Genomic DNA, 25,314 nt, shown 5'->3' with positions numbered 1-25,314 from the left:
TCTAACTTTTTAGGATTTCGAATTTCGCATGGATATCGGTGACATAGCGCGACACTGCTGGAATCAACGCCTTCGTTTGCCGTTTCACAACAAGGAAGGTTGGGTTCATGATACTTTTAAGAAAGATTGGTTCGATGCGATTCGGGCCGATCATTGGGTGAAAGGACGTGAGTGTTCGGGGTGGTATTGGTTTGAACTGGACTTAGCGCTCGACGATATACGGAGCCTTAAACGGCCGATAGACCTGCCCGGCGGGGGATGTGATTTCGGGAAGGTAGCTACAACGAATATTGAGATTTTCAGTGACTATTTGTGTCAACATAAATCTCAACTCAATGTAGTATACAACGGACATGAGAAAAACGTGTTAGCTCGAATTCGCTCCCACTTTGCGGTCGATAACCCACTTACAGGGGCCCTCGGGATTACCCGGTATCCCTTGAGCGCGAGCCAATGGCATGTCTCCGTATATGTCATGAAGCATCTGGAAAATGATCAGACCCTGAGCGCTGATGATAAAGACAAGATTCTTCGACTAAGCAGAAGCAAGACGGGCCGATCTGCGGTTGAGCAGATGTGGCGTACAATTTATGGTTGGCCTGTACTTTGCAAGGAGTAATTAGCACAGAGAGTACATTGACGTACCTTCGAATTCAGCCAAGAACAGTTTTCAGAAATGGATGGGCTCTCGAAACCGATATCGACAGGATATGGGGGATGTGACATTAATTACGGAACTGAGCAATTAGTAGGTATTGTTAGATCGAAATAATAATCGATAAAACTCACTCGAATAATCGGAAAGCTTGTATATGAATACAGACGAGTTGCTGAATGAGGTCGATACCTTGCGCGGACAAGGGATGACGGTTGTCGTGTTGATAGGGGAAAACGGGGTAGGAAAGAGTTCGTTCTTGGCAAGGTATGCGGAACATATCGCCGTTGTGGATCACAATATTAACGTAATGGCGATATCCAATACACCGCATGATAAATTTAACGTGAATCCCACGTCGGCCCAGCGTCTCGGACAACGGAATGGAAGCAGGTACGCAATGGATGCGATAAAAGATTCTTTGAAAAGGCCACGTAATGAAGTCGCGACAAGCTTGCGAAGAGTCGGAGATGTGTTGCAGGGCTTGGGATACGAGCGTACGGTTGGCTTGGCAATTTCTGGAATTAATATTGCTGAAGGATTGGAGGAATCACGGCTTTCCGAAGAAGTGCAAAGCCTGGTAAAAAAAATCAGGAATACGGTCAAGGAAGAGTTGGATGATCAATCGAAGGTCATTTGGATTGATCTCGATGACAATAACGAGTCGAGGACCGGCGCGTCGATAGTCCCTCGCCTGTTGCAGAACGAGGCAACTATCACCGCAGCAGGGGTATGTAGGCCGGTTCGTATCGTTCTACGTAAATGCATAACCCTGAATGGTGTCAAGAAAATTATCAACTTTGATCTTGATGCTGCAAGTTCAGGCGAGATCGGCTATCTTGCGTCCATGGCCTGGGCGAGTGCCAAGATCAAGGAAAATTCGGTCGTATTAATCGACGAGCCGGAAAATAGCCTTCATCCAAGGTGGCAGGTTCAATATATCGAAAACTTGTACCATTTCTTCAAGTATGAAAAGCCGTTCTTTGTAGTTGCGACTCATAGTCCAGTGTTGCTATCTGGTGACCAGAATTATCCATTCGATGTAATCACCTACAGACTTGACCCAGATGGCCAGGTACATCAAATTGACACAGCGGACGAAGGCTTGGAAGGCATATCTTGGTCGGCATTTCAAGTCATTCCCAAGAATAATCAGTACGTGGCAGGTATGTTGATCGACGCGGTCAATGCTGTTTGTGCTAGAAAAATGACTATTGAAGACGCGGGACAGTTCATGGATGAAATTGAGAAGGCTTGCATTGACCCGGAGCAGCGCAATGTGGTAAAAATCTACAAGCAAACATTAATGGGGATAATTAATGAAAAATAAGGAGAATGTCTCGTTTAAAAAACTCATTACAGAAATAAATTCTTTTGCCAATAAAATTGAATATGATGAAAAATTCTGGGATTCGGACGAATTCAAGCCGCTAAAGGAAAAAATAAAAGGTTACCTGAAAGAAAAATCTGGATATTGTTGCTCATATTGTCGAAGAGACATCAAGGGAGAGCACAATATGGTACTCGATATAGAACATGTACTCGAAAAAGATAAATTTCCTCGATTAACCTTCAACATGGAAAATCTTCTTATTTCCTGTCGTCGCTGCAATTTTAAAAAATGCAATTTCCGTGACGCATATACAACACAAACGCCAGACGAAGAGTTTTTAACTTCCTACACTTATAAATTTGTGAATCCAAATTTAGATAAATATTACGACTACATAAGCTATATAAATATTTCTATCAACGAAAAAAGAATAATAAAATATCTTCCTTGGCCACGACCTGGTGTCCCGAATTCAGAAAAAGCATGGTACACATATGAGAATTTTGATCTGCGCGAACTGGAACGTTTTGAGTTGATGAAGCAAATGAGAATAAAAAAACCGAATACAGTGCTGGCGCTTCAAAATCCTGTACTGCAGGAACGCGTGGCTGCAAGCCTCGAGGCAAGCCATGCGCTAAGCAAGGTGGCCAAGCAGGAAGCAAAAGAACAACGCCGGGCCGAGAAGGCTGCGAAAAACGCACCAGTCCCAGACTAACGACTTCGGACCTTTATAGCTGATGTCTCCTTTGGGGCGATAATCGCCGCCGACCGCAACCGACCAGAAGCGGCCCCGATGTGAGCCCCGAGCAATCGCTGAAACTTAATGCAAATGTTGAATAAGAGACTTTTTGATGCTATCGCATCTGCGGTGGACTTGGATGACCCTGCGGAACAATTTTTAGCTCAGCGATTCATGATTGAGGCGATAGGAAGAGTGACTTCACAATTGCCTGAGGCTGCTAAATCAGCCGCAGCTGTGGCGAATCGATACGTCACCGGCGCGGCAATGGCTGAGGAAGTCATTGCTGAGCGTGTACGCCTCTGGCGGGCAATTGAAGGGCGCGATCAATCGGACGAGCCCGACGTTTTGAAAATAAGAGCTGCCATCTGCGTCTTGCATCCTATGGATATTGACGCTTCTGCCGAAACATTGGAGTATTTTTTTGAGTTTTGGCGGCGAGGAGGCTTGCCGCAGGCTGAGCTTAAGGCCGCTGTTCACAACAAGTATGGCATTTGAGGTAGCTTCAGCCGGCCAGGAGCGGGCGTCCATACGTGACATGACAATAGATCATCTATTTTAAATTTATACCAGAGGTTGCATGCGCAATTGTCAAAGTGGAAGCTACTATACGGCTTGTCTGAACATTCGGCCTACGCTGCCCTTCGAAGCCACGGTTGTCGTTCTGGCTGCGGCACTGGGTATCAGATTTTCGCCTGACGAGGAAGGGAAATACGAGGAATATCCGGCGTATCGCGCCTTCGCGCTTGGACTGGAAATCGCTCTGTTGGCGCCTCCGCCGCCGGATATGGACACGCGGGAGATGCGCGACAACTGTTTTCAGCTAATTATCGATACCTGCGCGGACGTATCCGATGGCGGTGCGGACGTGGATATGAGCTCTCTCATTGCGGCGCAATTAAGCTCCGCCACCGAGCTGGAAATTGAGCGTGTCGACGTAGCCCCTGCTTAATCCCCCAGGGCGCTGCGCCCGCATGGGCATCCGTTGACCGGCCGCTGCAATATCTTGCAGGGCACCCTCACCCCGCCGGCTTCCTCTTCGCCTTCAATAAACTCCCCGCCGCATTTTCCTCGAAGCGGCCCGCCTCTTCTATATAGCCATGCACGGTACCGTCGTGGCGCCAGCCGCCCTGGCGCTTGATGGCCTGGAAATCGGCGCCGGCCCGGTGGGCGCTGGTGGCCATGCCGCGGCGCAGGCTGTGGCTCGACAGTTCCGGAACGTAATCGAGCTCAGCCAGCCTGGCGCAGCTTTCCAGTATGGTATTGATGCTGCTCGCGTGCAGCGCTTTCGCGCTCACGTGGCCCCATTGATTGACGGGGCGCAATAGCGGCCCCGTGCGGATGTGCGCCGCGGCGAGCCAGGCGCGCAGGGCCGTGGCCGGGCAGCAGACGCCGTCGCCGAACGGGATCGCCTTGACGATGCCCTCCCCCAGTTGATCCGTTTTCGAGCGGGGCAAGGTGATTACCATGCCCTGCGGCTCCCATCTCACGTCTTCGACAGTCAATCCCGCCAGTTCGCTGCGCCGGAAACCGCCAAAAAAACCCAGCTGCAGCAAGGCGCTGTCGCGCAAGGCCTTGACGCTGCCCAGCGCGGCCAGTCTGGCGACGATCAGCTCCAGGTCTTCCAGCGGCAAGGCCTTGGCCTTTTTCTTTGGTTTGCCATGCAGGCGGGCGATGCCGGCCAGGGTCTTGCGCACGGTGGGCGTGGATGCGGGGTCGGCAAAGGCCTGGTACACATGCCATTGCGACAGGGCCGTCAGGCGCAGGGCAAGGGTGCGGGCGTTCAGGCTGTCCGCATACGCCAGCAGGTAGCGGATGACGGTGGACTCGTCGGCGGGCAGCGCCCCGCCCCAGACCTGGAAGTGGCGGATGGCGGAACGGTAGGTGCGGCGCGTGTTGTCGGACGTGGCGGCGGCGAGAAACGCCTGGTGGCGCGCGGCCAGCTCGGCATCGATCAGGGCGCCGTGTAACGGCACAGGAGCCAAGGCGGCGCTTTTGGGCGCGGCGGCGCGGCGTTTGGAAAGGGGCAAATCGGGCATGGAATCGCTGAAATCGGGCTGGTGTACTGGGAAATACGCAGAATACCATGCAAACCACCCCCATAACCCGCGATAAGCGATCTTATCGCGATATATATTTTTCAAAAACGATCAAAATTTATATCGTAATATTATGCGATATTACGTATCATGTAATACGTTACTAAATTTCACTCATAGGTGATTTCATGGCCCGCACCGGCATTCTGTACTCTGATGTTATGAAAGCAGCCCAAATCGTCGCTGCCGATGGGCGCAATCCCACGGTCGACAGCGTGCGCGAAGCGCTGGGCAGCACTGGCAGCAAGAGCACCATCGCTCCCCTGCTGAAACGCTGGAAGGAAGAGTTCCAGGGCGTGGGCGCCGTGAAAACGGAATCAGGCTTGCCGGCCGAACTGATGGAAGCGATGCGCGGCGTGTACGACAAGCAGCAGCGCGACGTGGCGCAGCAGCTGGAAACGGGCATGCGGGAAAACCGCGCCGAACTCGATGCGGCTTTGGCGCAGCTGAAGAAGACGGAAACGGAACGCTTGAAACTGACGGAGGCGCGCGCCGCCCTCACCCAGGAATTGCGCGCCACCCAGCACGCGCTGGCGCAATTGAAGGAAGAACACCATTTCCGCGCCGTCACCCTGGCCACCTTGCACAGCGATAACGCGGGCTTGACGCAGCGCCTGGCCGACCGGGGCGAGGAAATCGCCGCCCTGAACCGCCAGCTGGCGCAGGTGCGTTCGCAGTTCGACCATTACCAGGAAGCGGCGGCCGCCCAGCGCAGCGAGGAACGGGCCCAGGCGCAGCAACGGATCAGTCGCCTGGAACAGGACAACGCCCAGCTGCAGCAGCGCCTGCAAGGCCAGCAAGCGACGCTGGTGCAGCAAGACATGCGCCTGGCGCAGCTGCAGGCGGAACAAACGACGCTGGCGGCCCAGGCCGCGGCAGACCGCGAAGCCCTGGCTACCGTGCGTCCCGAGCGCGACCAGTTCGAATTTCAATACTTGCAGGCGGCGGCGTCCGCCGACGCCCTGCTGGCCAAGCTCGACACGGCCCTGCTGGCGCTGAACGACGCCAAGGTGGCGCTGGCCGCGCAAGACCGCCAGCTCGACATGCTGGCGGAAAACGGACAACTATCGCAACAGAAAATGGAAGCCTTGGCGCAGGAGCGCGACGGTTTGCTGCGCGACAATGCCGGCATGGCGGCCAGGCTGGGACTGCTAACCGACAACAAGGAGCAACGCCGGGTTTGACCCCCTCCACGTGTGGCCTGGGATAGCTACGACTGCCCCAGGACGGGCATCGCCCGCTATCGGGGCTAGCCCCATTATTTCGTCTGCCCGATGACGGCCGACGGGGCGAATATGCGCCGCATTTCACGTTGACGCCGATCGGCGCGCCGCCCGAGCAAAACTATGACCGCGCGGCCATGGATGCCACGTTTGGCAAAGCGGACCCGGCTGGCGGCGCCCGCTTGCGCGCTTCCGACATGCCCAGCACGAACAGGACGACCCACAGCACGACGCCAAAATAATCGAGGAAATCGAGGCCGGCGAGGAACACGGCGGTATCGTTCGGGTCGCGCGGCCGGTAATGCACGCGGATGTGCGCACCGGGCGCCATGCTGGTCAGGCGCCAGGCCGTGACGGCCTGATCTCGGTGGCAGCCGGCGTTGCCTATCCGCGAGACGCCGATGCGCGAGCTGCGGTAGGCCTTGCCATCCACGCTGTAGCGGTAGCTGAGCTTGACGCACCAGTCCTGCGATTTACCCGTGCGCTGATACATGCTGCTGCGCACGATCTCGGCGCTGGTCACGGGCCAGGCTGGCGAGGCGAGCTTGTCATACGCGCGCCAGAAGGAAAAATACGCGGTGGGAAGGGCGAGCAGGATCAGGAACCAGCCCATCATTCTTGCCAGGGCGGGGTCGATGGCGCCAGGGTCTTTCATCGCCCGGGCGGTGCGGCGCGGTAGCGCACCCGTATCCACGCGCCGAGGATGTCCACGCCGCCATCGCCGGCGTCTTCGACCCAGCCCGCGCGCGCATACAAGCGCCGCGCGCCCGTATTGGCCAGCTGCGTCTTGAGGCTCAGCCGGGGACCGAAGCGCGCCGCCACGGCGGCCAGCAGCTGTGTGCCGATGCCCAGTCCGCTATGCGCCGGGTGCACATATAAATGGTGCAGGAAATGCTCGGGCGCGTCGCCCGTGTACACGGCCGCAAAGCCGGCGACGATGCCGTCACGCTCGGCAACGAGGATTTCTTCGCCCTGCGTCGCTGCCGTGAAAGCGGCGGCGCTGGCGACAGGGCCGAAGGTGTCGCGCCCCGCCAGCGCCAGGATGGCGGCGCAGGAAGGCGTGTCCGCCAGCGCGAATGGCCGAAGCGTGGCTGGCGTCATGCGGCGGCGCGCAAGCGAGGCGATGCTGTGGCGAAATGAGGACGAAGCATGGCGGGCGCGTATCAGTTATCGGAATGCCATTATACGGTCACAAACGGCGGTTCAGCACGCTGTCGATATCGTGGGTTTTCAATTCCACTTCGAGCCTGCCGTCTTGCAGCCAGTAACCGTCGTCCCCCTGGCGTAGCGCAGTCAGGTCGAGCGTGCCCAGCGCTGGCGGGATGGCGCCGGCGAGCACAGCCGCCGCATCGTCCCATGCCGCATACAACAGTTTCAGGTACCAGCCGTCGTCGTGGGCAAAGGCGAGGAAGCGGTTTTGCAGGGCGGCCAGCCCCGTGCGCCGCGACGCGGCGTCGTGGTATGCCAGCGCCGCAGCCACGTCCCCATCCTGGGGCGGCGGCGCCGCACCCCGCCAGTCGGCCCATGCATGGCTGCCGCAGGCGTGCAGGTCTTCCCGGGCCAGGGCCGGCAACTGTTGCCGCGCCAGGGTCTGGTAGCCGGCGGGCTTCCTGGCCGTCCCGGCGCTGCCCTTGCGCAGCACGATGCCGCCAGCTTCGCCGAGGTTGGGGAGAAAATCCTTGAATTCGATGCCGGAAGCGACCAGCATGCGCTCGGCCGGGTCGTGCCACAGATACAGATAATGTCTCAAGTCGGAGTCCGTTTGGGTTTCGGTGTCGTATTCAGCGCCACGGCGGCACGTATCAGCGCCTTGAACGCCGCCGTATCGAGGTGCGCGCCTTCGTGCAGGTCGATGGCCCGGCGCGTGTTGCCGTCCAGGCTGGCATTGAACAGGCCGGCCGGATCGGGCAAGGCGGCGCCCTTGGCGAAGGTGAGTTTCACGGCCAGTTTATAGGTTTCGCCCGTGCAAATCATGCCCGCGTGCGACCAGACGGGCACGCCGCGCCATTTGACTTCCTCGACCACGTCCGGGTCCGCCTGGCGTATCAGTGCGCGCACCGTGGCCAGCGTCTTGCCGCGCCAGTCGGCCAGCGCGGCGATTTTCGCGTCGATCAGGCGAGCAGCGGACTCGGCGCTCACCGCCCCATCCTGGGACTGCGTGTCTGGTTCTGTTTTTTTCATGGCGGTGATCTCCTTTCCTGGCTTGCCTGTGCCTGTGTGCGCCTGCCTTACGGCGCGGGATCGGCCATGCAAGCGGCCAGCGAGCTGATGAACTGGTCGCGCAAGGCCCGGTACTGCGCATCCGTCGCGAATTCCCGTTTGTCCGCCGGCTGGTTGAGCAGATAGGCGGTGGCGACCGTCCCGCTGGCGGCATGCAGCAAGGTGTATAGACTGATGATGCCCGCCGATTGCGTGACATTGGGATTGTTTAATCCTAGCACTTCCACGCCCTGGCGCGTGTCCGTTTCCAGCGACACTAATTGCGGCGCCTTGCTGTTGGCGGCCATCTGCTGCATCTGCGCCACGATGGTGTCGCGGTCGGCGGCAAACCTGCCTTCGGCGCTGCGTTCGATTTTCAGGTTCACCAGGGGCAAGCTACCCTTGCGGAACAGCATCAGCCGATAGCCATCGGCCACCGATACCCGCCCCTCTCCCGTCGCCAGCTTGACGCTGCGCGTCGTCACGTGCGCGGGCAGGCGGTCCTGCTGCCGGAACTGGAACTCGCTGCGGTTGATGCATTGCGCCAACGGCCCCAGGGGATCGGCCGTGCGGTCTTGCGCCTGGGCGGCCAGGGCGGCAACGAGCATGGGAATGGCAAGCAATGGGCGGTGATTCATGAGCGGCATCAGTCCAGGAGTGAAGGTGCCGCGAGCATAACTGTCCATATTGCCAGAAGGCAAATGTTTAGTTGCCATCCTCTAAAGCCCGTGTGCATGGCATCTTAATAGGAAATTCACCTGGCCCGCGTAGCATTCAGATTGGCAAGGCTCTCATTGTGCAGCGCCTGCCCTTTTCCGGCTGAATCATGAATGACATCGCTTTACCCCTGCACCACGGCGCCGCCGTGCCGCACCCGGCCAGCGGCCACCGCCTGAAAGCGGCGCTGGGCGCCCTCTTCTTTCCCCGCCAGCGCACGCGCTGGCAAGCTTTCCTGGGCAGCATGCCCGGCCTGAATTCGCTGGCGCAGCTGCATCCTTGCTTGCGCTTCAAGATTTACCGCCCTTACGCTTCGCGCCGGCTCGGTTGCGCGGACAGGCTGGCCTTGCTGGAAGGGCATTACCGTTTCCTGTGGCAAGCCGGGGCGCGCGCCCTGGTCGAGCGGGCCGCGCGCCAGCCCGTGGTGCTGGCCGCGTTCGAAGGCAAGGATGGGGCGCTGTACCGCTTGCAGCTGACGGCCATCCACGACAGCTACCGCGAAGGCGAACTGTGCCTGCGCCTGACGCGCGACGGCCAGCCGTTCTACCTGGCCAGCTTCCTGTTCCTGCCGCGCGCCGATGGCGTGTCCCTGCAACTGGGTGCGCTGCAAGGCTTGCGCTCGGAAGCGGGCGCGCAAGCCGTGAAGGCGGCCACGCGGGCGCTGCACGGTTGCCGCCCGAAAAACCTGATGGTGACGGCCCTGCGCGATTTCGGCGATTTTTTTGCCTGCAATAACCTGTTTTTGATCAGCAATGACAACCGCATCGCCCTGAATGCGCGGCGCCGGCGCCATATCGCCGCCGATTACGACCTGGCATGGCAGGAATTGCATGCCTTGCGCATGCGCGACGGTAATTATCACCTGCCCTGCGCGCCCTACCGGGCGCCGGACCTGGCCGACGTGCCATCGAAGAAACGGGCCGATGCGCGCCGGCGCGGTGAATTGCTGCAATGCATGTCTGCCGACATGCGCGCGCAGCTGGCGTGCCTGCTGGAAGCGCCGATGGCTGAACATTGAGCAAACGCAAGCCTTGCCATACCGGCAAACATAAAACTCAGGCAACCTTCATGTTGGGCCCGTATCCTTCACCAGGCATGCCAGCCACCTTCCCCATGCGCCGGCGTGCCTTCGATCCACTCTGGACAAGGTTACCCATGACACCCACTTTCGCCCTCCTCCCCCTTTGCCTCGCCGGCAGCGCCGCACTGGCCGCCCCCGCGCTGGACGACGCCGTGCGCCAGCGCGCGGAAGAACTCACGCGCACGGGCTTGCACGCCAGCATCGTCATCGCCGTGATCGAAGGCAAAGACAGCGTCGTGTATGGTTTTGGCAGCAGCCAGACAGGCAAGAGCGCCAAGCCTGGCGCCGACACCGTTTACCAGATCGGTTCCGTCACCAAGACCATGACGGCCTTGCTGCTGGCCAACGCCGTCGTCGAAGGCAAGGTCAAGCTCGACGAGCCCGTGGCGGCCTTGTTGCCGGGCTATACCGTGCCTGCCTTCGATGGAAAAACGATCAGCCTGCTCGACCTGGCCACGCATTATTCCTCGCTGCCGCGCCTGCCCGACAACTTCGCGCCCAAGGACCCGGCCAACCCGTATGCCGACTACACGGAAGCGAAGCAGCGGCAGTTTCTCGCCGCCTACCACCTGCCGCGCGCGCCAGGCACGGCCTTTGACTACTCGAACATCGGCTACGCCGTGCTGGGCACGGCCCTGGCGGCACAGGCCGGCACCAGCTATGAAGCGCTGCTGCAAAAGCGTATCGCCGTGCCGCTCGGCATGCGTTCCACCTCGAACAAGCCCACGCACGGCATGCTGGCGCGCCTGGCGCCCGGCCATCTGCTGTCGGGCGAAGCCACGCCCGCCTGGGATTTGAATGTGGTGGCGCCGGCCGGCGGCGTGTATTCCAGCGCGCGCGACATGGTCGCCTACCTGCAGGCGTATATGTTCAAGCCGCTGCGCCCGTATGCGCTGGCGATCCAGCCGCAGCGTCCGGTGGCGTCCGGCGACGACACGAAAATCGGCCTGTCCTGGCTGCTGGAACAGCGGCAGGGCCAGGCCTACGCGTGGCACAGCGGCCAAACGGGCGGCTACAGCAGCTATGCAGCGTTCACGACGGACGGCAAGCGGGGCGTGGTGGTGCTGACGAATACGGCGCGCGATGTCGATGCCCTGGGCTTGTCCACCTTGCTGCCCGGCACGCCCCTGCCGCCGCTGAAAAAGCCGCAAGCGGCCATCGACGTGCCGCGCGCCGCGCTCGCCGAGTACGTTGGCGAGTATCCACTGGACAAGGATTTCACCTTGACGGTGAGCCTGGGCAAGCAAGGCCTTGAAGCGGCCGGCACGGGCATGGGCTCCGCCCCCTTGTTTGCCAGCGCGAAAGATCAATTCTTCTTCCGCGCCATCGACGCGGAACTGGCGTTTACGCGCGATGCGGCGGGCAAGATCGCCAGTGCCGTGCTCAAGCAAAGCGGGCAGGACACGGTCTTGCCGCGCAAACCGTAGCGATCAAGCTGCCAGGTCTTGCATGAATTGCTCGACCCGCGCGACAAACGCCGCCTTGCTGCGCGTGCGAAACTCGCCCAGGAAGGCGTCGCTGCCCTGCACGATCTTGCCGTCGCGGTCGTATGCCACCTTGCCCATCTCCAGCACGAATTCGCCCTGCGGGTCGTCCTCCGGCTCGAAGTGCGAATTGAAGCAGTAACCGCTGTCGCGGCAGCTGCCCCACAGCAGCAATGCGCTGCTGAACCATTCCATGGTGTCCGGCCCCGGTTCCACCTCGAACAGGGTGTTGACGGTGATGTGCCAGCCGCCCGGTACGCGCAGCGGTTGCAAGGGATAGGGAAAGCGTGGCGGTTTCATGGGGATGCTGGCGCGCGGCGCGTTTGATAAAAGGCAAGGAATTGCGCTGCCGGCAGCGCTTTGGCGAACAGCCAGCCCTGGCCGAATTCGACTTTGCGTTCCAGCAAATAATCGGCTTGCTGCTGCGTTTCGATGCCTTCGGCCACGATCAGCATGTTCAGGGTGCGGGCCATGGCGATGATGTGCGGCGTGACGCTGCTGGTGGCGGCGTCCGTGCCGATGGTGTCGACGAAGGATTTGTCGATCTTCAAGGCGTCGAGCGGCAGGTTTTGCAGGCTCGACAGGCTGGAATAGCCGGTGCCGAAGTCGTCGATGGCCACGGCATGGCCGCGCGCCCTGGCCTTTTCGATGGTGGCGCGCGCCGCTTCCACGTTGATGAAGCCCCGTTCCGTCGCTTCCAGCCAGATCTGCTGCGCCTCGATGCCCGTGCCGGCCAGCGCGCGTTCGAGCACGTCGAGCACGCGGCCCGTTTCGATATCGCTGGCGCACAGGTTGATGGCGATGTGCAGCTCGCGGTCGGCCAGCAGCGCGGCGCGCATGTCGGCGATCACGCAATCGATCACCTGGTCGGTGATGGGTAGAATCAGATCGCCTTCCTCGGCCACGGGGATGAACAGGTCGGGCCGTATCATGCTGCCATCGGGACGGCGCCAGCGTATCAGCGCCTCGGCGCCCACGCACACGCCCGTATCGAGCGCGATGATCGGTTGATAATGGACAAAGAATTCGCGCCGGTCGATGGCGATGCGCAACTCTCCCATCAGCGACAAACGACGGCGCGACAGCCACACGACGATGCCAACGAGGAAGGCAGCCATAAGCAGGCCCAGCGGCAAGAGCAGCAGCTGCTCGCGCCGCAGCCTGTCGTTCAGCTTGCTGCGCGGTTCGATCATGACGGCCGTCAAGCCATCGCGGTACAGCATGGCATGGATGCTGCCGTCCGGCACGGCGCCGGCCGCCGCCGGCTGGCCGGCCAGCAAGGCTTGCACCAGCGCCGGGTCCGGATGGTGCAAGGTGTCGAGCACGCCCCGCTTGCCGATGGCCACGGCCATCTGGATGTCGCTGTCGACGATGACGTCGGAAAAGCGCACGGGATCGATCAGCACCTTGTAGGCGCGATACGACAGCCCCACCATGCGCTTGCCGCCGCTGACGACGGGGCGCAGGTCGAAATCGAGGCCCATGCCATTGTCCAGGGTAAAGTCGGCGGGCGTGACGGCGATGCGCTCTTCCTCGATGCCCGTGGACGTGCATTTGAGCAAGCCGTTTTCCACATAGCCGATATCGTCGATGCTGCGCGTGGTGATGGTGATGCGGCGCAATTGCTGGACATGGGCTTCCGAACACGGCGCCAGCTCCAGCGCATCGGCGCTGCGCAGGGCCATGCTGGCCGAGGCGATCGAACGGTGGGCGCGCTCGAGCGCGTAACCGGCCAGCAGGCGCAGGCGTTCCTGCTCGCCCTGCTCGGCCCGCACGGACGACAGGTAAAAGGCCAGGCTCAGGGGAGCGGCCACGCCGATGACGGCCACCAGCACGCTGGTGATGATAATGCGTTTCCTGCGCATGCGATTCTCCGCACCGAACATAAGCTACTGCGCGTCGCGATTTGCGGCTTCCGATGCTCACTGTGCATTCGCACAGCTCCGCTTCTCAGCCACAACTCACTGCCGCTCGCTACGCTTCTGTTCGGCGCTCTTGATTGGTCGTGTTATATGATTGCCATGTATTTCCTGATGGCATCATATTACAAGCAGAGGCCGCGCACGCAGAACTTGCTGAACAGTTACACTTTTTCCAGCGGCCTTGCCAGCACGAAGACCAGCGCCGCCACCACGGCCGCCAGTCCGCCAGCCAGGTACAGCACGCTGGCAAAGCCGTCGATGAAGGCGTGCCGCGCCGCTTCCTGCGCCACGGATTGCAGGGCGGGCGGCAGCTGGCCGAAGGCGTCGGACGCGTTGCCGGCGACGATGCGCCCGATCATTTCCGGCGAAGCCTTCAAGCCGTGCAGCCACGCCAGTTGCTCGAACGAGGCGGCCGTGCGCATAGCCAGCACGGCGCCCAGCGCGCCCACGGCCAGCACGATGCCGACGAAGCGCGTGGTGGTGCTGATGCCGGAGCCCATGCCCGTGCGTTCGCGGGGGATGCAGGCGAGGATGGCCTTTTGCGTGGTGCCGTTGAGCAATCCCGCCCCCGCCCCCGTGACGACCATGCCCGCCGCCACCCAGCCGTACTGCAGGCTGGCGGCGGCCAGCGCCGTGGCCACGTTGCCCGCGGCGACGATCAGCAGCCCCGTCACGAGGATGCCGCGGTCGTCCAGATAATGCATGGCGCGCGGCGCCAGGCGCGACAGCACGACCATGGCGACGGCAAACGGCAGCATGGCGCAGCCGGCCAGCACGGCGGAAAAGCCGAAGGCGTTCTGCAGATACAGCGGTAAAAAGGTCATCATCACTTGCGCGGCGATGGCATAGCCGAACATGCCCAGCACGGCGCCGACGAACACGCGCCGGCCAAACAGGGATAAATCGACCATGGGCGCGCGCTGGCGCCGCTCTACCAGCACGAATACCAGCAGCAGCGCCGCGCCCGCCAGGAAGCGCAGCAGGGTGGCGCGGCTGGACCAGCCCGCCACGCTGGCGTCGATCAAGCCCCAGATGATGCAGAACAGGCCGGCGGAAAACAGCAGCGCGCCCGCCGGGTCGAAGCTGGCGTTGGACGCGTCCTTCGATTCGTCCACATGGCGCTGCACCAGCCACATCAGGATGGCGACGACGGGCAAGTTCAGGTAGAAAATCCAGCGCCAGTTGATGGCGCTCGTGATCAGGCCGCCCAAGAGGGGCGCCACCGTCATGGCCACGCCCATGGCCGCACCCCACACGGACCAGGCGCGCGCCCGCTCCTTTTCCGCATGAAACGTGTGGCCGATGACGGCCAGCGCGGAGGTGAGCAGCAGCGCGGCGCCCAGGCCCTTGACGGCGCGCGCCACGTTGAGCACGAACGGCGTCCACGCCAGGCCGCACAGCAGGGACGCCAGCGCGAACACGGCCAGGCCAAACAGCATCACCTTGCGCCGTCCCAGGCGGTCGGCGATGCTGCCGGCTGGCAACAGGAACGAGGCGAACGCCAGCATGTAGGCGCTGACCACCCATTCCACGTCGACGAAGCTGGCGTTGAGCGAGCGGGCGATCGACGGCAGGGAGACGGCCACCACGTTGGTGTCGAGCATGATCAGCGCGCACACGCCCGAGCACGTATATAAGGTCCAGTTGGTATTCTTCATGCCCCGATTGTAAGCACGCTTGTATTATTTCCTGTTATAAGATGATCGCCTTATAATTCACTGATGGTGAATACAGACAAAGACATGGAATTGCGGCATTTCCGCTGCATACTGGCCGTCGCGCACAGCCTGCACTTCGCGCGGGCCGCTGCCGAGCTGGGCATTTCGCCGCCCGCGCTGACCAAGCAGGTGCAGGAAACGGAAAGCTTGCTCGGCACACGCCTGTTCCAGCGCAGCAAGCGCGCCGTGGCCCTGACGGCGGCCGGCGAATTGTTTGTCATCGAAGCGGCGCGCGCGCTGGGGCAACTGGCGCAGGCGCAAGAAGTGGCGCGGCGGGCGGGACGGGGCGAGCTGGGACGGCTGGAAATCGGCTATGTGGCCTCGGCCGCCTACTCAGGCGTGCTGCAGGACCAGTTCGCCCGCTTTCGCGCCAGCCACCCCGGCATCCACATCGGTGCGCGCGAATACGCGATGGATGCCCTGCCCGGCTTGCTGGACCAGGGCCGGGTGGACCTGGCGTTCGTGCGCCCGCCCCTGCATTTGCCGGACGGCCTGGACAGCGTGGTCTTGCTGCGCGACCGCTTCGTGCTGGCCGTGCAAGCGGACAGCCCGCTGGCCCGCCTCGGCGTGGCGGGACCGGCCGCGCTGGCGCAGCAGGCGTTCATCGTGCCGGAACAGGAATTGGGCACCCTGGAGGCGAGCCGGCGCGGCGGCTTTTCGGCCCAGGTGGTGTCGCGCCCTGGCAGCCTGGTGGCCGTGCTGACGGAAGTGTCGCTGGGCGTGGGCTGCGCCATCGTGCCCCACTCGGTGATGGCCAGCGTGCAATTGCCCGGCGTCGTATTCCGCGAGCTGGAAGGGCCGCAGATCAGCTCGGAAATCGCCGTGGCCTTCCGCCGCCACGAACAGGCGCCCGCCGCGCGCGCCTTCATCGCCCAGCTGCGCGCGGCGGCGCTGACTTAAGGTCAAACGCCTTTCAACACGGCCACGGCGTAGGTGCAGGCCGTGGCCGTTTCATTCCTGAACACGCAGTCGGCCGGCGGGCCCAGTTCCAGGCAGTCGCCCTCGTCCAGCACGTGGCGGGTCTCCCCTTCGATGAAGACGAGGCTGCCGCTGAGCGACCAGATGAGTTGCCGCCGCGACGCATAGGCGGCGGCCGGCATGGCCACCACGGCGCCGGGCGGCAAGGTAATATGCACGAGGTCGAGCGGCATGTCGGACGCGGGCGACACGTGGCGCCGCACATAGCCGCTCTGCGGGTCGATCCACACGGGCTGCTCAGCCTGGCGCAGCAAGCGCCCTGCGCGCATTTCGGCGCGGGCGATCAATTCGGACATGCTCAGGTCGAAGGCGCCCGACAGGCGCGCCAGCAAGGTGGCCGTGGGGCTGCAATCGCCCCGCTCCACCTTGTGCACCATCGCGCGCGACACGCCCGAGCGGGCCGCCAGCTCCGTCAGCGACCAGCCCAGGCTTTCCCGCTCGAGGCGCACCCTGGCGCCGATGCGTTGGTTCAATTCGTCTGGTTTAGTGGACATGATCAGGATTTATTGGACAAAAGCGTGGGCAGCAATCTATGATTTGTCCATTATAGTAGACGCCTAGCAAGGAGAGCAACATGCAGATACGCGATGCCCATGCGGGCGACATCGAGGCCATCACGGCCATCTACAACGATGCCGTCAGCAATACCCTGGCCATCTGGAATGAACGGACGGTCGATGCGGCCAACCGCGCCGCCTGGCTGGCCGACCGCGAAAAGGCCGGCTATCCCGTGCTCGTCGCCATCGATGCGGAAGGAACTGTCGCTGGCTACGCCTCGTTCGGCGACTGGCGCCCGTTCGAAGGCTTTCGCCATACGGTCGAGCATTCCGTGTACGTGCGCGCCGATCGCCGCGGCGCCGGGGTCGGAAAGGCCTTGATGGGGGAATTGATCGCGCGCGCGCGCGGCCTGGGCAAACACGTGATGGTGGCGGGCATCGAAGCGGGCAATGCCGGCTCGATCGCCCTGCACAAGCAGCTGGGTTTCGAAGAGGTGGGATTGATGCGCCAGGTGGGCACCAAGTTCGGCGCCTGGCTGGACCTGGCATTCCTGCAGCTGCAGCTCGACACGCGCAGCGATCCGGACGGCATTGCGCCGCCCGGTTGAGGTCAAACAAATATCAAGGATCGATCTCCGGCGGCGGACGGCGCAGCGCCATATGTTCCCACACGGCCACCAATACCAGCACGCAGCTGGTGATGCAAGCCAGGGTCAGGGGCGAATACAGCCGGCCATACGCCATCGGGATCAGCGCCAGGATGATCAAGATGCCCAGCAGATGCGACAGCGGCGGCGTGGCGCGGTCGTTGCTGACCCATTTAAACAAGGCATTACCCAGCAGATACAGGATCGGGCCGCCCAGCAAGGCGCTGATGCCGGCGAAGCTCGCTTCGTCCGGATGCACGAGGGCCAGCTCGTCGGCCACGGCGGAAACGATCACGCCGCCCACGATCAGCACGTGGATATACGTGTAAGCCTTGCGGGCGATGCGCCCCGGATCCTTCGAGTGGGCGATGCGGTGGTGGCCCGCCTCGGCGCCCGTGTCGAAATAAATCCACCACATGGCGATGCTGCCAACCAGGGCCGACAGGAACCCCAGCCAGTTGGCGGCCGTCCATTCCAGGCCGGCGAAGGTGGCGCCCGTCACCAGCAGCGATTCGCCCAAGGCGATGATGACGAACAGCGCGCAGCGCTCGGCCATGTGGCCGCCGTCGACATCCCAGTCGGCCGTCGAGGAACGGCCCAGGCCCGGCATGCCGAACTGCATCCAGGGACCGGCCAGGTCGATCAGCAGGGCCGCGCCCCACCAGAAGATGCGCTGCTCGGGCGACGCGATGCCGCCGGCGATCCAGAAAATGCCGGACAGCACGGCCCACAGGGCGATGCGCTGGAAATTGCGGCGGCGCGACAGTTCTTCATGGCGCACGGCCCACCAGGCGAACAGGGGACGGCCCGCCTGCATGGCGACATAGGCGCCCGCAAAGCCGAGGCCCCGCGCGCCGAACGCTTCGGGAATCGAGGCCGACATGAGCAAGCCGCCCAGCATCATGGCGAACAGGCTGATGCGCACGGGAATGCGCTCGGGGTCGAGCCAGTTGGTGATCCACGAGGTAAAGATCCACACCCACCAGACGGCCATCAACAGCAGGCCCGTCTGCAGCCAGCCCATGGCGCTCAGGTGCGCCAGCAAGCCGTGCGACAGTTGCGTGACGGCAAATACGAACACGAGGTCGAAGAACAGCTCGATCATGCCCACCTTGCCGCTGTCCTGCACGCCGCGCTGGCGCAGCAGGGAAATGCGATTATTCATTTTTTTCCTTGCATAAATACCGGACCGGCGCCCGCGGCGCTGGCCAAAACGGCACGATGATAGCAGATGGGGATGGCGGCCATGGCGACGCCCTGCGGTCGGCATGCGTTTGCTCTTCCGGCCGAATTTCGTTACGATGGGCCGCATGCGCGGGACACCACCTCCACCATGTATCAGCTGAATTGGCGCGGCCCCTGGCTCGCTGCCGCGCTGCTGCTATCGCTCGGCGGCGACGCCCCGGCGCTGGCGCGCCAGCTGGCCGAACCGGCCCCCGCGTGCCGGGCGCCGCAAACCATGGCGCTGACGGTCAACAGCGACGCCATCGCCACGGCCAGCAACGATATCAATGACAACACCCTGGTGGCGCTGCGCGCCAACGGCACCGCCTACTGGACGGTTTTATTGTCGACAGCGAATATCCTGCTGCAGCTGGGCGCCGACCGCGACGATACCATCGTGACGTTCCAGAAAGGACTGACCCTGCGTTTCCAGGCGCTCGGTCCGCAGCAATATCAAATCCTCATCGATGGCCCCATCCTCGATGACGGCACGCAATACACGCTGACTGGCAAGGTGGTAGCCGTTTTTGAACGCTGTCCGGCCCCGCCCGCGCCGGCCGCGCAATAAAGCCGCGCATGCCATCTATTTAAATCAATAAACCGTTTATATTCAATTGCATTTCCTATTCCGCTTGCCTGCCGCCGCGCAAAATGGCCGGCGGCGCATTCCCGCGCCGCGCCCGGAAGCCGCATTATTCTTGCCTTCGCGACAATTCGAGAGAATCGCGCAAAAAAATAGGCATAGAATCGCTACTCGTCATGCGCAAGAGCCGGCATGGTTATATTACGAATAGCCGGAAACTACTTTTTTGAATAAGCAAATACGAAATATATTAATCAATCCCGGATTGATTAATATCAAATGTCTTGTCTTTATTTGAAATTGCGTATTGTCCCGCCATATTTTTATGGCATGGTCGCAAAGCCGTCGCAATACCGTTTCCACCGACTTACCCAACTGCCCCGAACCTGTCGGCCACGGGGCGCCCACCGCAAGTGCAGGCCGATATCACCTCATGGAGAATGTCATGTCTAACTTACCTCGCGTCGAAGTCACCAACCATACGCTGGCCTCCGGCCAAAGCGTCACCACCAACACCACGCCGAACAGCATCGCGCTGTCCATCGCCAGCGGCGACAGCAACAACCAGACCGGCATCGCCTTCCAGTTCCAGGGCCGCACCACGTACTGGAATCCCAGCGTCACCACGGGTTTTACCACGGCCAAGCTGGCCAGCGACACGGGCAACGGCGTCGTCACGTGGAAAGCCGGCCTGACGGTCACCTACTCGCCGCAAAGCACGGGCCTGTATAACGTGCTGCTCTCCGGCGACATCGTCGACAGCGGCACCTTGTATAGCTACACGGGCTTCGTGCTGGCCACCTTTACCTCCAACTCGCAGTAAGCGGCGGTTCCGCGCCCGCCTGCGGGCGGGCGCTCCGGATGGCCGCCCGCCACCGCATCCAGGCAAGCCGCCTGGCCATCCGACGCCCTTCCGGGCCCACCCGTTGTAAACGATTGCGTTGCCGCGCGGCAGCCATGCCGCCGCATCGCAGCCCGAGTCGCGTCTTGAGTGGAGGTTGTCATGGGTTTCAGTTTCGTCGCCACCGATCCCGCCAGCAAGGTCAGCCTGTATGAATCGCCGCCGCAGGCGGAGCATGCCTGGGCCGGCTACCTGCTGCCGCCCGTCGCGCCGCCGGCCACGCCCCCGGACAGCATCAGCTATGCCGACAGCCTGTCGCCGCAGCGCATGGGCAGCTACGTGTTTGCCAGCGCCCGTCCGGCGGCGCTGGACGCGGCGCCCGGCCCCTTCATCGCCGCCCTCGCCGCGTATATCGACCTGCAGTCATCGGCGCCGGGACTGAACCTGAACGCACTGCTGTGGCTGCGCGACACCGATGCAGCGCCGACTGATTCCTTCAAGAACTACGGCTGCAGCTACACCTATAACCAGCTGACAAAAGGCTTTGCCACCAGCACCAACGTCAATTTCCGGCTGGGACAGGACCTGCTGTTCAACGTGCTGTCCGGCGTCGGCCTGTCCATCGACGCGGCCAGCGGCAGTCTGCGGCTGGCCGCGCCGCTGGCTACGCCGCCGGCGCTGGCCTTCCAGCGCAATGCCAGCGATATCGGCATACGCGTCACGGGCAGCGGCAGCACGATCCGCACGTTCGTGCCTTTGGCGGGCGCGAATGCGGGCTGCCTGACGTTTACGGCCACCGTCAACCCTCCCGTCACCTTCGGCCCAAGCGGCCTGGCCGTCGGCTTCCCCATGACCGCGCGCGACACGGCCAGCGGCCAGCTGCAGCAGCTGTTCTACCCGGCGCTGAGCGCGCCCGCCAAGCTGTCGGCCAGCCTGGCCTGGGTCGGCACCGTCGACCCGCTCGATCCCTACAATCAGAAGCTGTCCGCCAAGGCGCGGCTGGAAGGCGTATTGCGCTGCGGCTTGCTGCCGGCCGACCGGCCCGCCTTGCCGTCCACCTACCGCACGGCGCTGGGCCATGCGACGACCTTGCGGCCGCTGGGCGCCGCCAGCGGGCAGCCGCCCGTGATCGGCCTGCAGTCGGGCGCCCTGGCCTTCGGCTGCGCCGCGCAGTCGCCTTCCCAGCCCGCCACCAGCAAGGCCCTGCTGACGCCGGCCGGGCGCTTTGGCCTGAGCGCCATCGGCCAGGCTGACGGGGCGCAGACAAACTTGTTATGCGGCATCTTCGGCTCGGAACAGCTGAGCATGACCACCTATGATGGCGCCGCGCCGGAGAATGACAGCCTGCTGTTCGTGCCCGCCTCGCCCGCCTACGCGTCCGTCTTCCCGTTCCAGGCCGCGACCCTGGACTTGCCCGATTCCGGTAACGTGGCCACGCCGCTGACGGCCGATTACCTCGGTTGCTGGGCCAGCGTGCTCAAGGGCGGCGCGGCCATGCCGCAATACCATGCGGAGCCGGCGGGCAGTCCCATGTACGGCCTGCCGCCGGCCGCCCGGGCCGCCGCCTTGCTGCGCACCGTGGCCGCCGATACCGTGCTCGCCTCGACCCCGCCCTCGCTGCCCGTGCCGCAGGGCGCCGCGCACGCCTTTCCCCTGCTGCCGTATGGCGGCGCCGTCAGCGGCGGCCCGCTGGATGTCAGCGCCGCCCTGCTGTCGAGCTTTGAAAGCAGCATCGTGGCCGCCACCCGCAAGGCCGTCATTTCCAGCGGCGCCAGCGCCACCTGGCAGGCGCGCGCGGCCGCCAGCCGCCGCGTGCGCGGACTGGCCGCCGGCGACGCGGTGGCGGAAGCGCCGCACTACCGCACCACGCCGCAGGGAGCGGTCGCCACCGTGTCCAGCCAGGCGCAGGACCAGGACGCCTTCCTGTCAGTGACCCTGGGTCAGACCCTGGGCGGCGGCGGCCAGGTCTTGCCGTTCGGCTTCCGCTTCCCGGACGCGACCTTGCAGGATGCCTTGCAGACCAACCAGCTGTTCCTCGTGGCCGTCAACGCGGCCCACCTGTCGGACGGCGCCGCGCACTTCGACAATACCGTGGGCATCGCGGGCTGGACCATGCAAGCGCAGGTGGGCGTCGGCGTGACGCCCACGTCCTACCGCAACGTGATGCTGCTCAAGTATTGCAGCGGCAGCGTCAGGGAACGCGTCGCCAATCCGAACGCCTGGTCGGGCGCGCCCGATTTTTCGCTGGCCGCCGACGCCGGCCCCGACGTCCAGGGCATCGCCTACACGGGGCTGTCGCAGTGGCTGCAGGATGTCATCGAAGCGGCCGAGGTGCTGGCGGCGGACAAGCCCGAATCGCCGTACCGGCATTTCCTGGAACTGGTCAGCGATCCCGCCTGGACGGGCGTGCTGGTGCTGCAGGCGGACCTGGATCCGTCCAGTCTGCCGCCCGGCCTGCAGGGCATCGCGGCCGGCCTCGACCTGACGCGCTTCGTCGCCCACCATTTCGGCTTCACGGCCAGCCGCGTGACGGTGCATGGCGACGGCAGCATCACCCTCGACGGCAATTCCAGCACCTTCGGCCTGGTCGACTACCAGGATCCGGCCTTCGCCGCCGGCCAGCGCAACGGCTTGCCGCCCGATACCCCCATCGCCCTGCCCGACACCGACAACTATGCATTCCGCGTGCTGCAATTGCAGGTGCTGTTCGACAATGCCGTCATCAAGACCTTCAAGAGCTACGTGCAGCTGGCCGTCAACGGGCTGCTCGGCTCGCGCGTGACGGCCACCACCTTCGGCGGCAATGCGATGCCGAACAACGGCGTGGTACTCGACGGCAGCTATATCGACCAGAATGGCACCGGCATCTACATCTTCGAGCAAGCCACGCCGTCGATATTCAGCCTCGACAGCAACCTGCTGCGCCACGTGGCGTTCCAGCGCATCCAGTTCAACTGCCTGGGCACCACCGACGCGGGCGCGACCGTGCTGAACCGTTTTTCCGTCTGGGGCACGCTGGACTTCGCCAGCCTGGACGACCGCACGGGCGCCGTGCTGGACCTGCTGTCGTTCGGCGCGCTGGCGCCGGACCTGCCGCCGGACGGCGCAGGCCTGGCGTTTTCCAACCTGGTGATCGACATGCGCTATCCGCAGACGACGCCGTCGGCCGTGCGCTTCGACGAGGTGACGGCCAACCTGGCCTACGACCTCGACGCCAGCCAGGCCAGGCCGGACAGCCTGTTCAAGGGCTTCGGCCTGGAACTGTCGGGCTTTATCGCCGCCGCGGACGGGCAAAAGCCGGCCGATTTCGGTTTCCTGCCCGTCAGCACGGCGCTGAACCTGGGCACGCTCGACGGGCCATGGCACGGCATCGTGTACGACGTCACCATGGGCGGGCCGGGCGCGCTCGTCTCGGCCGCCGGCTTCCATTCGACCCTGCTGCTGGCCTGGTCGCCCGCCAGCACGGCCGACGACGACGAGCAAGCCGTCTTCGTCGGCCTGTCGCTGCCCGGCGCGGCGCCGGGCGCCAGGCTGATCAGCCTGCAAGGCATCTTCAAGCTGGCCATCGACAATATCGGGCTGATGCGGCAAAAAGTGCCCGACGGCGACTCCTACTATTATTGCCTGCGGCTCGACAATATCGCCATCAAGTTCCTCGGCATTGCCAAGCTGCCGCCCGACGCGAACATCCAGTTCTTCCTGTTTGGCGACCCGAAGAATACGGGCAGCCTGGGCTGGTATGCCGCGTACATCGCCGATGCGGCCGCCCGCCAGGAGCAGGCACTGGCCGCGCTGCCATTGCCTGCCATTTCACTGGGGAGCGCAGCATGACCAACGTCGTGTACTGGAATATCGAGAACTTCGGCATCAACAAGGTCAACAATCCCAGCCGCAAGCGGCCCCGCTATGGCGAAGGCGGCCGCTGCGGCGGCAACCTGCCGGCCGTGGCCGCGCTGCAGCGCCGCAACCACATCCTGACCATCCTGCGCGCCACGCAGCCCGATATCTTCGTCCTGATCGAGGTGTCGGCCAGCGCGGCCGGCGCCGGCGACCTGGCGCCCGACACGGGCGGCCTGCAGGGCGCGATCTTCCTGCTGCAACAGCTGCGCACCGACCCCGCCGACCCCAACCGCGCTGCCTGGCGCATGGTGCCGCCGCTGAAAGTGGGCACGGGCGGGCGCACGGAATCGGTCGCCGTGCTGTACCGCGGCATATCGGGCACGGTTGGCACGCCCACGGAAGTGCGGCGCTATTTCACGGGGCCGAACGTGTGGACGGGCGGCGGCGTGTCGGCCGTGGCGGCCGGCGCCGTGCCCGCCGCCTACCCGGCCGGGGGCGCCGGCGCGCCCGACATCCAGGATTTGCTCAACCCGCAAGGCCAGCCGGCGCGCACCATCCCGGCCGGCGCGCAGTACAACGGCGGCCTGGCCGAGGGCATGGCGGCGGCGCGCATCGCCTTCGCCCCCGCGCCGGCGCCGGCCGTGCCGCCCGTCGTTGGCGGCCTGGTCAATTTCAACGGCTTGCGCCAGCCCTTCATGGTCACTTTCGTGGAAACCAACCGGGCCAACGTCATCACGCGCAACCTGACCCTGTTTGCCGTGCATGCGCCGCCCAACCACGGCGGCGCCACCAATTTCATCAATATCTTGCTGCGCGGCGTGCTCGACGTGGCGGCGCCGCCCGCCGGCGCGCCGCACAATGAAGTCAAGCTGATCTGCGGCGACTTCAACCTGAACGCCATCTACGCGCAGCCGCCCGGCGCGGGCGGGCGGACGACGGCCTACGACCAGTTGCGCGCGATCAACTACATACCGCTGCTGGACCCGCCGCCCGCCATGCCGGTGGCGCCGAACCTGACGCTGGATGCGTACCAGGGTTACCTGGCCACGCATATCCGCCCCAAGCGCACCAAACAGCAGCTGACGCAGCAATCGCGCTTCCTGTGGTCCGACAATACGGCCGGCGGCGCGCTGGTGGCGGCGCCGTATCCCGGCTACAACTATATCGGCAGCGATATGGTGAGCAACTTTTTCTCGATCGACAATATGCTCGTCAACCCGTTGGTGCCGGCGAATAACTACCAGTTTACGGTGATGAACCCCGTGTCGGGCACGCCGTTCACGGTGGCGGGCGGCATGCCCGCGGGCGTACCCATCGGCACGCGCCCGCTGCCCGCGCAATTTCCGAACGTGCCTGCCGGCATGGCCTGGCCGCAATCGCCGGCGGCCGTGTATGCCGTAGGCCAGGCGCGCACCCTGAACGGCTGGGCCAATTACGGCTACCTGCGCAGCACCAGCGACCACCTGGCGCTGTTTGCCGTGCTGTAGACAGAGCGTCCGGGCGGGTGCGAGCGTCCGCCCTGGACATCACGACT

Annotated in this window: 24 protein-coding genes and 1 pseudogene; 14 read left to right on the top strand and 11 right to left on the bottom strand. The window is 63.3% G+C overall.

The annotated features are described in order from the left end of the window. The first annotated feature begins 28 nt into the window (after nucleotides 1-28). The 5 genes from O3300_RS02720 to O3300_RS02700 all read left to right on the top strand — a co-directional run bounded on the left by O3300_RS02720 (nucleotide 29) and on the right by O3300_RS02700 (nucleotide 3,679). Nucleotides 29-619 (top strand): hypothetical protein, encoded by a 591-nt coding sequence (locus tag O3300_RS02720; protein WP_305051940.1) that lies wholly within the window; start codon nucleotides 29-31, stop codon nucleotides 617-619. Nucleotides 620-812: 193 nt separating this feature from the next. Then, nucleotides 813-1,985: an ATP-binding protein gene (locus tag O3300_RS02715; protein ID WP_305051939.1), complete on the top strand. Its 1,173-nt coding sequence runs from the start codon at nucleotides 813-815 to the stop codon at nucleotides 1,983-1,985. After that, on the top strand, nucleotides 1,975-2,703 hold the full coding sequence (locus tag O3300_RS02710) for an HNH endonuclease (RefSeq protein ID WP_305051938.1): 729 nt from the start codon (nucleotides 1,975-1,977) through the stop codon (nucleotides 2,701-2,703). The genes O3300_RS02715 and O3300_RS02710 overlap by 11 nt, the downstream gene beginning before the upstream one ends. A gap of 108 nt (nucleotides 2,704-2,811) precedes the next feature. Beyond that, complete coding sequence (locus O3300_RS02705) at nucleotides 2,812-3,225, top strand: hypothetical protein (RefSeq protein WP_305051937.1); 414 nt, start codon at nucleotides 2,812-2,814, stop codon at nucleotides 3,223-3,225. An 82-nt stretch (nucleotides 3,226-3,307) separates the two neighbouring features. Further along, nucleotides 3,308-3,679, top strand: a complete 372-nt coding sequence (locus O3300_RS02700) for a hypothetical protein (protein WP_305051936.1) — start codon at nucleotides 3,308-3,310, stop codon at nucleotides 3,677-3,679. Nucleotides 3,680-3,746: 67 nt separating this feature from the next. Here the strand turns inward: O3300_RS02700 and O3300_RS02695 are convergent, their stop codons facing one another. Continuing rightward, a complete protein-coding gene (locus O3300_RS02695; RefSeq protein ID WP_305051935.1) occupies nucleotides 3,747-4,766 on the bottom strand; it encodes a site-specific integrase in 1,020 nt (339 codons plus the stop codon). 221 nt (nucleotides 4,767-4,987) lie between these two features. Here O3300_RS02695 and O3300_RS02690 point away from each other — a divergent pair, with 221 nt between their 5' ends. Beyond that, the gene (locus O3300_RS02690; protein ID WP_305051934.1) at nucleotides 4,988-6,010 is read left to right on the top strand and encodes a DNA-binding protein; all 1,023 of its coding nucleotides are present in this window, start codon (nucleotides 4,988-4,990) and stop codon (nucleotides 6,008-6,010) included. A 160-nt stretch (nucleotides 6,011-6,170) separates the two neighbouring features. On the opposite strand, the gene O3300_RS02685 is transcribed toward O3300_RS02690, so the two are convergent. The 5 genes from O3300_RS02685 to O3300_RS02665 all read right to left on the bottom strand — a co-directional run bounded on the left by O3300_RS02685 (nucleotide 6,171) and on the right by O3300_RS02665 (nucleotide 8,886). Beyond that, entirely contained in the window at nucleotides 6,171-6,704 is a 534-nt protein-coding gene (locus O3300_RS02685; RefSeq protein WP_305051933.1) for a DUF3592 domain-containing protein, read from the bottom strand. After that, nucleotides 6,701-7,150, bottom strand: a complete 450-nt coding sequence (locus O3300_RS02680) for a GNAT family N-acetyltransferase (RefSeq protein WP_305051932.1) — start codon at nucleotides 7,148-7,150, stop codon at nucleotides 6,701-6,703. The genes O3300_RS02685 and O3300_RS02680 overlap by 4 nt, the downstream gene beginning before the upstream one ends. 88 nt (nucleotides 7,151-7,238) lie before the next feature. Beyond that, a complete protein-coding gene (locus tag O3300_RS02675; RefSeq protein ID WP_305051931.1) occupies nucleotides 7,239-7,799 on the bottom strand; it encodes a hypothetical protein in 561 nt (186 codons plus the stop codon). After that, nucleotides 7,796-8,230 (bottom strand): DUF1801 domain-containing protein, encoded by a 435-nt coding sequence (locus O3300_RS02670; RefSeq protein WP_305051930.1) that lies wholly within the window; start codon nucleotides 8,228-8,230, stop codon nucleotides 7,796-7,798. The genes O3300_RS02675 and O3300_RS02670 overlap by 4 nt, the downstream gene beginning before the upstream one ends. Before the next feature lie 47 nt (nucleotides 8,231-8,277). Beyond that, on the bottom strand, nucleotides 8,278-8,886 hold the full coding sequence (locus O3300_RS02665) for a hypothetical protein (protein ID WP_305051929.1): 609 nt from the start codon (nucleotides 8,884-8,886) through the stop codon (nucleotides 8,278-8,280). Between the two features lie 188 nt (nucleotides 8,887-9,074). On the opposite strand from O3300_RS02665, the gene O3300_RS02660 reads away from it, so the two are divergent. Then, nucleotides 9,075-9,983, top strand: a complete 909-nt coding sequence (locus O3300_RS02660) for a DUF535 family protein (RefSeq protein ID WP_289905011.1) — start codon at nucleotides 9,075-9,077, stop codon at nucleotides 9,981-9,983. A gap of 137 nt (nucleotides 9,984-10,120) precedes the next feature. Then, nucleotides 10,121-11,473: a serine hydrolase gene (locus O3300_RS02655; protein ID WP_305051928.1), complete on the top strand. Its 1,353-nt coding sequence runs from the start codon at nucleotides 10,121-10,123 to the stop codon at nucleotides 11,471-11,473. Nucleotides 11,474-11,476: 3 nt separating this feature from the next. On the opposite strand, the gene O3300_RS02650 is transcribed toward O3300_RS02655, so the two are convergent. The 3 genes and pseudogenes from O3300_RS02650 to O3300_RS02640 all read right to left on the bottom strand — a co-directional run. Continuing rightward, nucleotides 11,477-11,830: a hypothetical protein gene (locus tag O3300_RS02650; protein WP_305051927.1), complete on the bottom strand. Its 354-nt coding sequence runs from the start codon at nucleotides 11,828-11,830 to the stop codon at nucleotides 11,477-11,479. Continuing rightward, nucleotides 11,827-13,395, bottom strand: a complete 1,569-nt coding sequence (locus O3300_RS02645) for an EAL domain-containing protein (RefSeq protein ID WP_305051926.1) — start codon at nucleotides 13,393-13,395, stop codon at nucleotides 11,827-11,829. Before O3300_RS02645 ends, O3300_RS02650 begins: the two co-directional genes overlap by 4 nt. A gap of 218 nt (nucleotides 13,396-13,613) precedes the next feature. Continuing rightward, nucleotides 13,614-15,113 (bottom strand): annotated as a pseudogene (locus tag O3300_RS02640) (MFS transporter); the annotation flags it as partial. Between the two features lie 60 nt (nucleotides 15,114-15,173). On the opposite strand from O3300_RS02640, the gene O3300_RS02635 reads away from it, so the two are divergent. Next, the gene (locus tag O3300_RS02635; protein ID WP_305051925.1) at nucleotides 15,174-16,070 is read left to right on the top strand and encodes a LysR family transcriptional regulator; all 897 of its coding nucleotides are present in this window, start codon (nucleotides 15,174-15,176) and stop codon (nucleotides 16,068-16,070) included. A gap of 2 nt (nucleotides 16,071-16,072) precedes the next feature. On the opposite strand, the gene O3300_RS02630 is transcribed toward O3300_RS02635, so the two are convergent. Next, complete coding sequence (locus tag O3300_RS02630; protein ID WP_305051924.1) at nucleotides 16,073-16,642, bottom strand: XRE family transcriptional regulator; 570 nt, start codon at nucleotides 16,640-16,642, stop codon at nucleotides 16,073-16,075. Nucleotides 16,643-16,722: 80 nt separating this feature from the next. Here O3300_RS02630 and O3300_RS02625 point away from each other — a divergent pair, with 80 nt between their 5' ends. Further along, on the top strand, nucleotides 16,723-17,253 hold the full coding sequence (locus O3300_RS02625) for a GNAT family N-acetyltransferase (RefSeq protein ID WP_289914967.1): 531 nt from the start codon (nucleotides 16,723-16,725) through the stop codon (nucleotides 17,251-17,253). A 13-nt stretch (nucleotides 17,254-17,266) separates the two neighbouring features. On the opposite strand, the gene O3300_RS02620 is transcribed toward O3300_RS02625, so the two are convergent. After that, complete coding sequence (locus tag O3300_RS02620; protein ID WP_305051923.1) at nucleotides 17,267-18,457, bottom strand: low temperature requirement protein A; 1,191 nt, start codon at nucleotides 18,455-18,457, stop codon at nucleotides 17,267-17,269. Between the two features lie 168 nt (nucleotides 18,458-18,625). On the opposite strand from O3300_RS02620, the gene O3300_RS02615 reads away from it, so the two are divergent. From O3300_RS02615 to O3300_RS02600, 4 genes are all read left to right on the top strand, one after another. Beyond that, entirely contained in the window at nucleotides 18,626-19,084 is a 459-nt protein-coding gene (locus O3300_RS02615) for a hypothetical protein (RefSeq protein ID WP_305051922.1), read from the top strand. 460 nt (nucleotides 19,085-19,544) lie between these two features. Beyond that, nucleotides 19,545-19,922 carry a hypothetical protein gene (locus O3300_RS02610; RefSeq protein WP_251348792.1) on the top strand — a complete coding sequence of 126 codons (378 nt, stop codon included), beginning with the start codon at nucleotides 19,545-19,547 and terminating at the stop codon, nucleotides 19,920-19,922. A 180-nt stretch (nucleotides 19,923-20,102) separates the two neighbouring features. Next, complete coding sequence (locus O3300_RS02605) at nucleotides 20,103-23,771, top strand: hypothetical protein (RefSeq protein ID WP_305051921.1); 3,669 nt, start codon at nucleotides 20,103-20,105, stop codon at nucleotides 23,769-23,771. After that, nucleotides 23,768-25,267 carry a hypothetical protein gene (locus O3300_RS02600; RefSeq protein ID WP_305051920.1) on the top strand — a complete coding sequence of 500 codons (1,500 nt, stop codon included), beginning with the start codon at nucleotides 23,768-23,770 and terminating at the stop codon, nucleotides 25,265-25,267. Before O3300_RS02605 ends, O3300_RS02600 begins: the two co-directional genes overlap by 4 nt. The last annotated feature ends 47 nt before the right edge of the window (nucleotides 25,268-25,314 follow it).

The organism is Janthinobacterium sp. SUN206, from assembly GCF_030587305.1.
GTDB lineage: Bacteria > Pseudomonadota > Gammaproteobacteria > Burkholderiales > Burkholderiaceae_D > Janthinobacterium > Janthinobacterium kumbetense.
The sequence above is the reverse complement of the archived record's forward strand: the minus strand, read 5'-3'. Positions and strand labels throughout refer to the sequence as shown.

Coding starts and splice junctions, on each gene's coding strand:
- O3300_RS02705 (WP_305051937.1), top strand. CDS start 2,812: ATGCAAATGTTGAATAAGAGACTTTTTGATGCTATCGCATCTGCGGTG.
- O3300_RS02715 (WP_305051939.1), top strand. CDS start 813: ATGAATACAGACGAGTTGCTGAATGAGGTCGATACCTTGCGCGGACAA.
- O3300_RS02700 (WP_305051936.1), top strand. CDS start 3,308: ATGCGCAATTGTCAAAGTGGAAGCTACTATACGGCTTGTCTGAACATT.
- O3300_RS02610 (WP_251348792.1), top strand. CDS start 19,545: ATGTCTAACTTACCTCGCGTCGAAGTCACCAACCATACGCTGGCCTCC.
- O3300_RS02665 (WP_305051929.1), bottom strand. CDS start 8,886: ATGAATCACCGCCCATTGCTTGCCATTCCCATGCTCGTTGCCGCCCTG.
- O3300_RS02635 (WP_305051925.1), top strand. CDS start 15,174: ATGGTGAATACAGACAAAGACATGGAATTGCGGCATTTCCGCTGCATA.
- O3300_RS02605 (WP_305051921.1), top strand. CDS start 20,103: ATGGGTTTCAGTTTCGTCGCCACCGATCCCGCCAGCAAGGTCAGCCTG.
- O3300_RS02630 (WP_305051924.1), bottom strand. CDS start 16,642: ATGTCCACTAAACCAGACGAATTGAACCAACGCATCGGCGCCAGGGTG.
- O3300_RS02655 (WP_305051928.1), top strand. CDS start 10,121: ATGACACCCACTTTCGCCCTCCTCCCCCTTTGCCTCGCCGGCAGCGCC.
- O3300_RS02670 (WP_305051930.1), bottom strand. CDS start 8,230: ATGAAAAAAACAGAACCAGACACGCAGTCCCAGGATGGGGCGGTGAGC.
- O3300_RS02660 (WP_289905011.1), top strand. CDS start 9,075: ATGAATGACATCGCTTTACCCCTGCACCACGGCGCCGCCGTGCCGCAC.
- O3300_RS02680 (WP_305051932.1), bottom strand. CDS start 7,150: ATGACGCCAGCCACGCTTCGGCCATTCGCGCTGGCGGACACGCCTTCC.
- O3300_RS02600 (WP_305051920.1), top strand. CDS start 23,768: ATGACCAACGTCGTGTACTGGAATATCGAGAACTTCGGCATCAACAAG.
- O3300_RS02645 (WP_305051926.1), bottom strand. CDS start 13,395: ATGCGCAGGAAACGCATTATCATCACCAGCGTGCTGGTGGCCGTCATC.
- O3300_RS02690 (WP_305051934.1), top strand. CDS start 4,988: ATGAAAGCAGCCCAAATCGTCGCTGCCGATGGGCGCAATCCCACGGTC.
- O3300_RS02710 (WP_305051938.1), top strand. CDS start 1,975: ATGAAAAATAAGGAGAATGTCTCGTTTAAAAAACTCATTACAGAAATA.
- O3300_RS02685 (WP_305051933.1), bottom strand. CDS start 6,704: ATGAAAGACCCTGGCGCCATCGACCCCGCCCTGGCAAGAATGATGGGC.
- O3300_RS02695 (WP_305051935.1), bottom strand. CDS start 4,766: ATGCCCGATTTGCCCCTTTCCAAACGCCGCGCCGCCGCGCCCAAAAGC.
- O3300_RS02615 (WP_305051922.1), top strand. CDS start 18,626: ATGTATCAGCTGAATTGGCGCGGCCCCTGGCTCGCTGCCGCGCTGCTG.
- O3300_RS02625 (WP_289914967.1), top strand. CDS start 16,723: ATGCAGATACGCGATGCCCATGCGGGCGACATCGAGGCCATCACGGCC.
- O3300_RS02650 (WP_305051927.1), bottom strand. CDS start 11,830: ATGAAACCGCCACGCTTTCCCTATCCCTTGCAACCGCTGCGCGTACCG.
- O3300_RS02620 (WP_305051923.1), bottom strand. CDS start 18,457: ATGAATAATCGCATTTCCCTGCTGCGCCAGCGCGGCGTGCAGGACAGC.
- O3300_RS02720 (WP_305051940.1), top strand. CDS start 29: ATGGATATCGGTGACATAGCGCGACACTGCTGGAATCAACGCCTTCGT.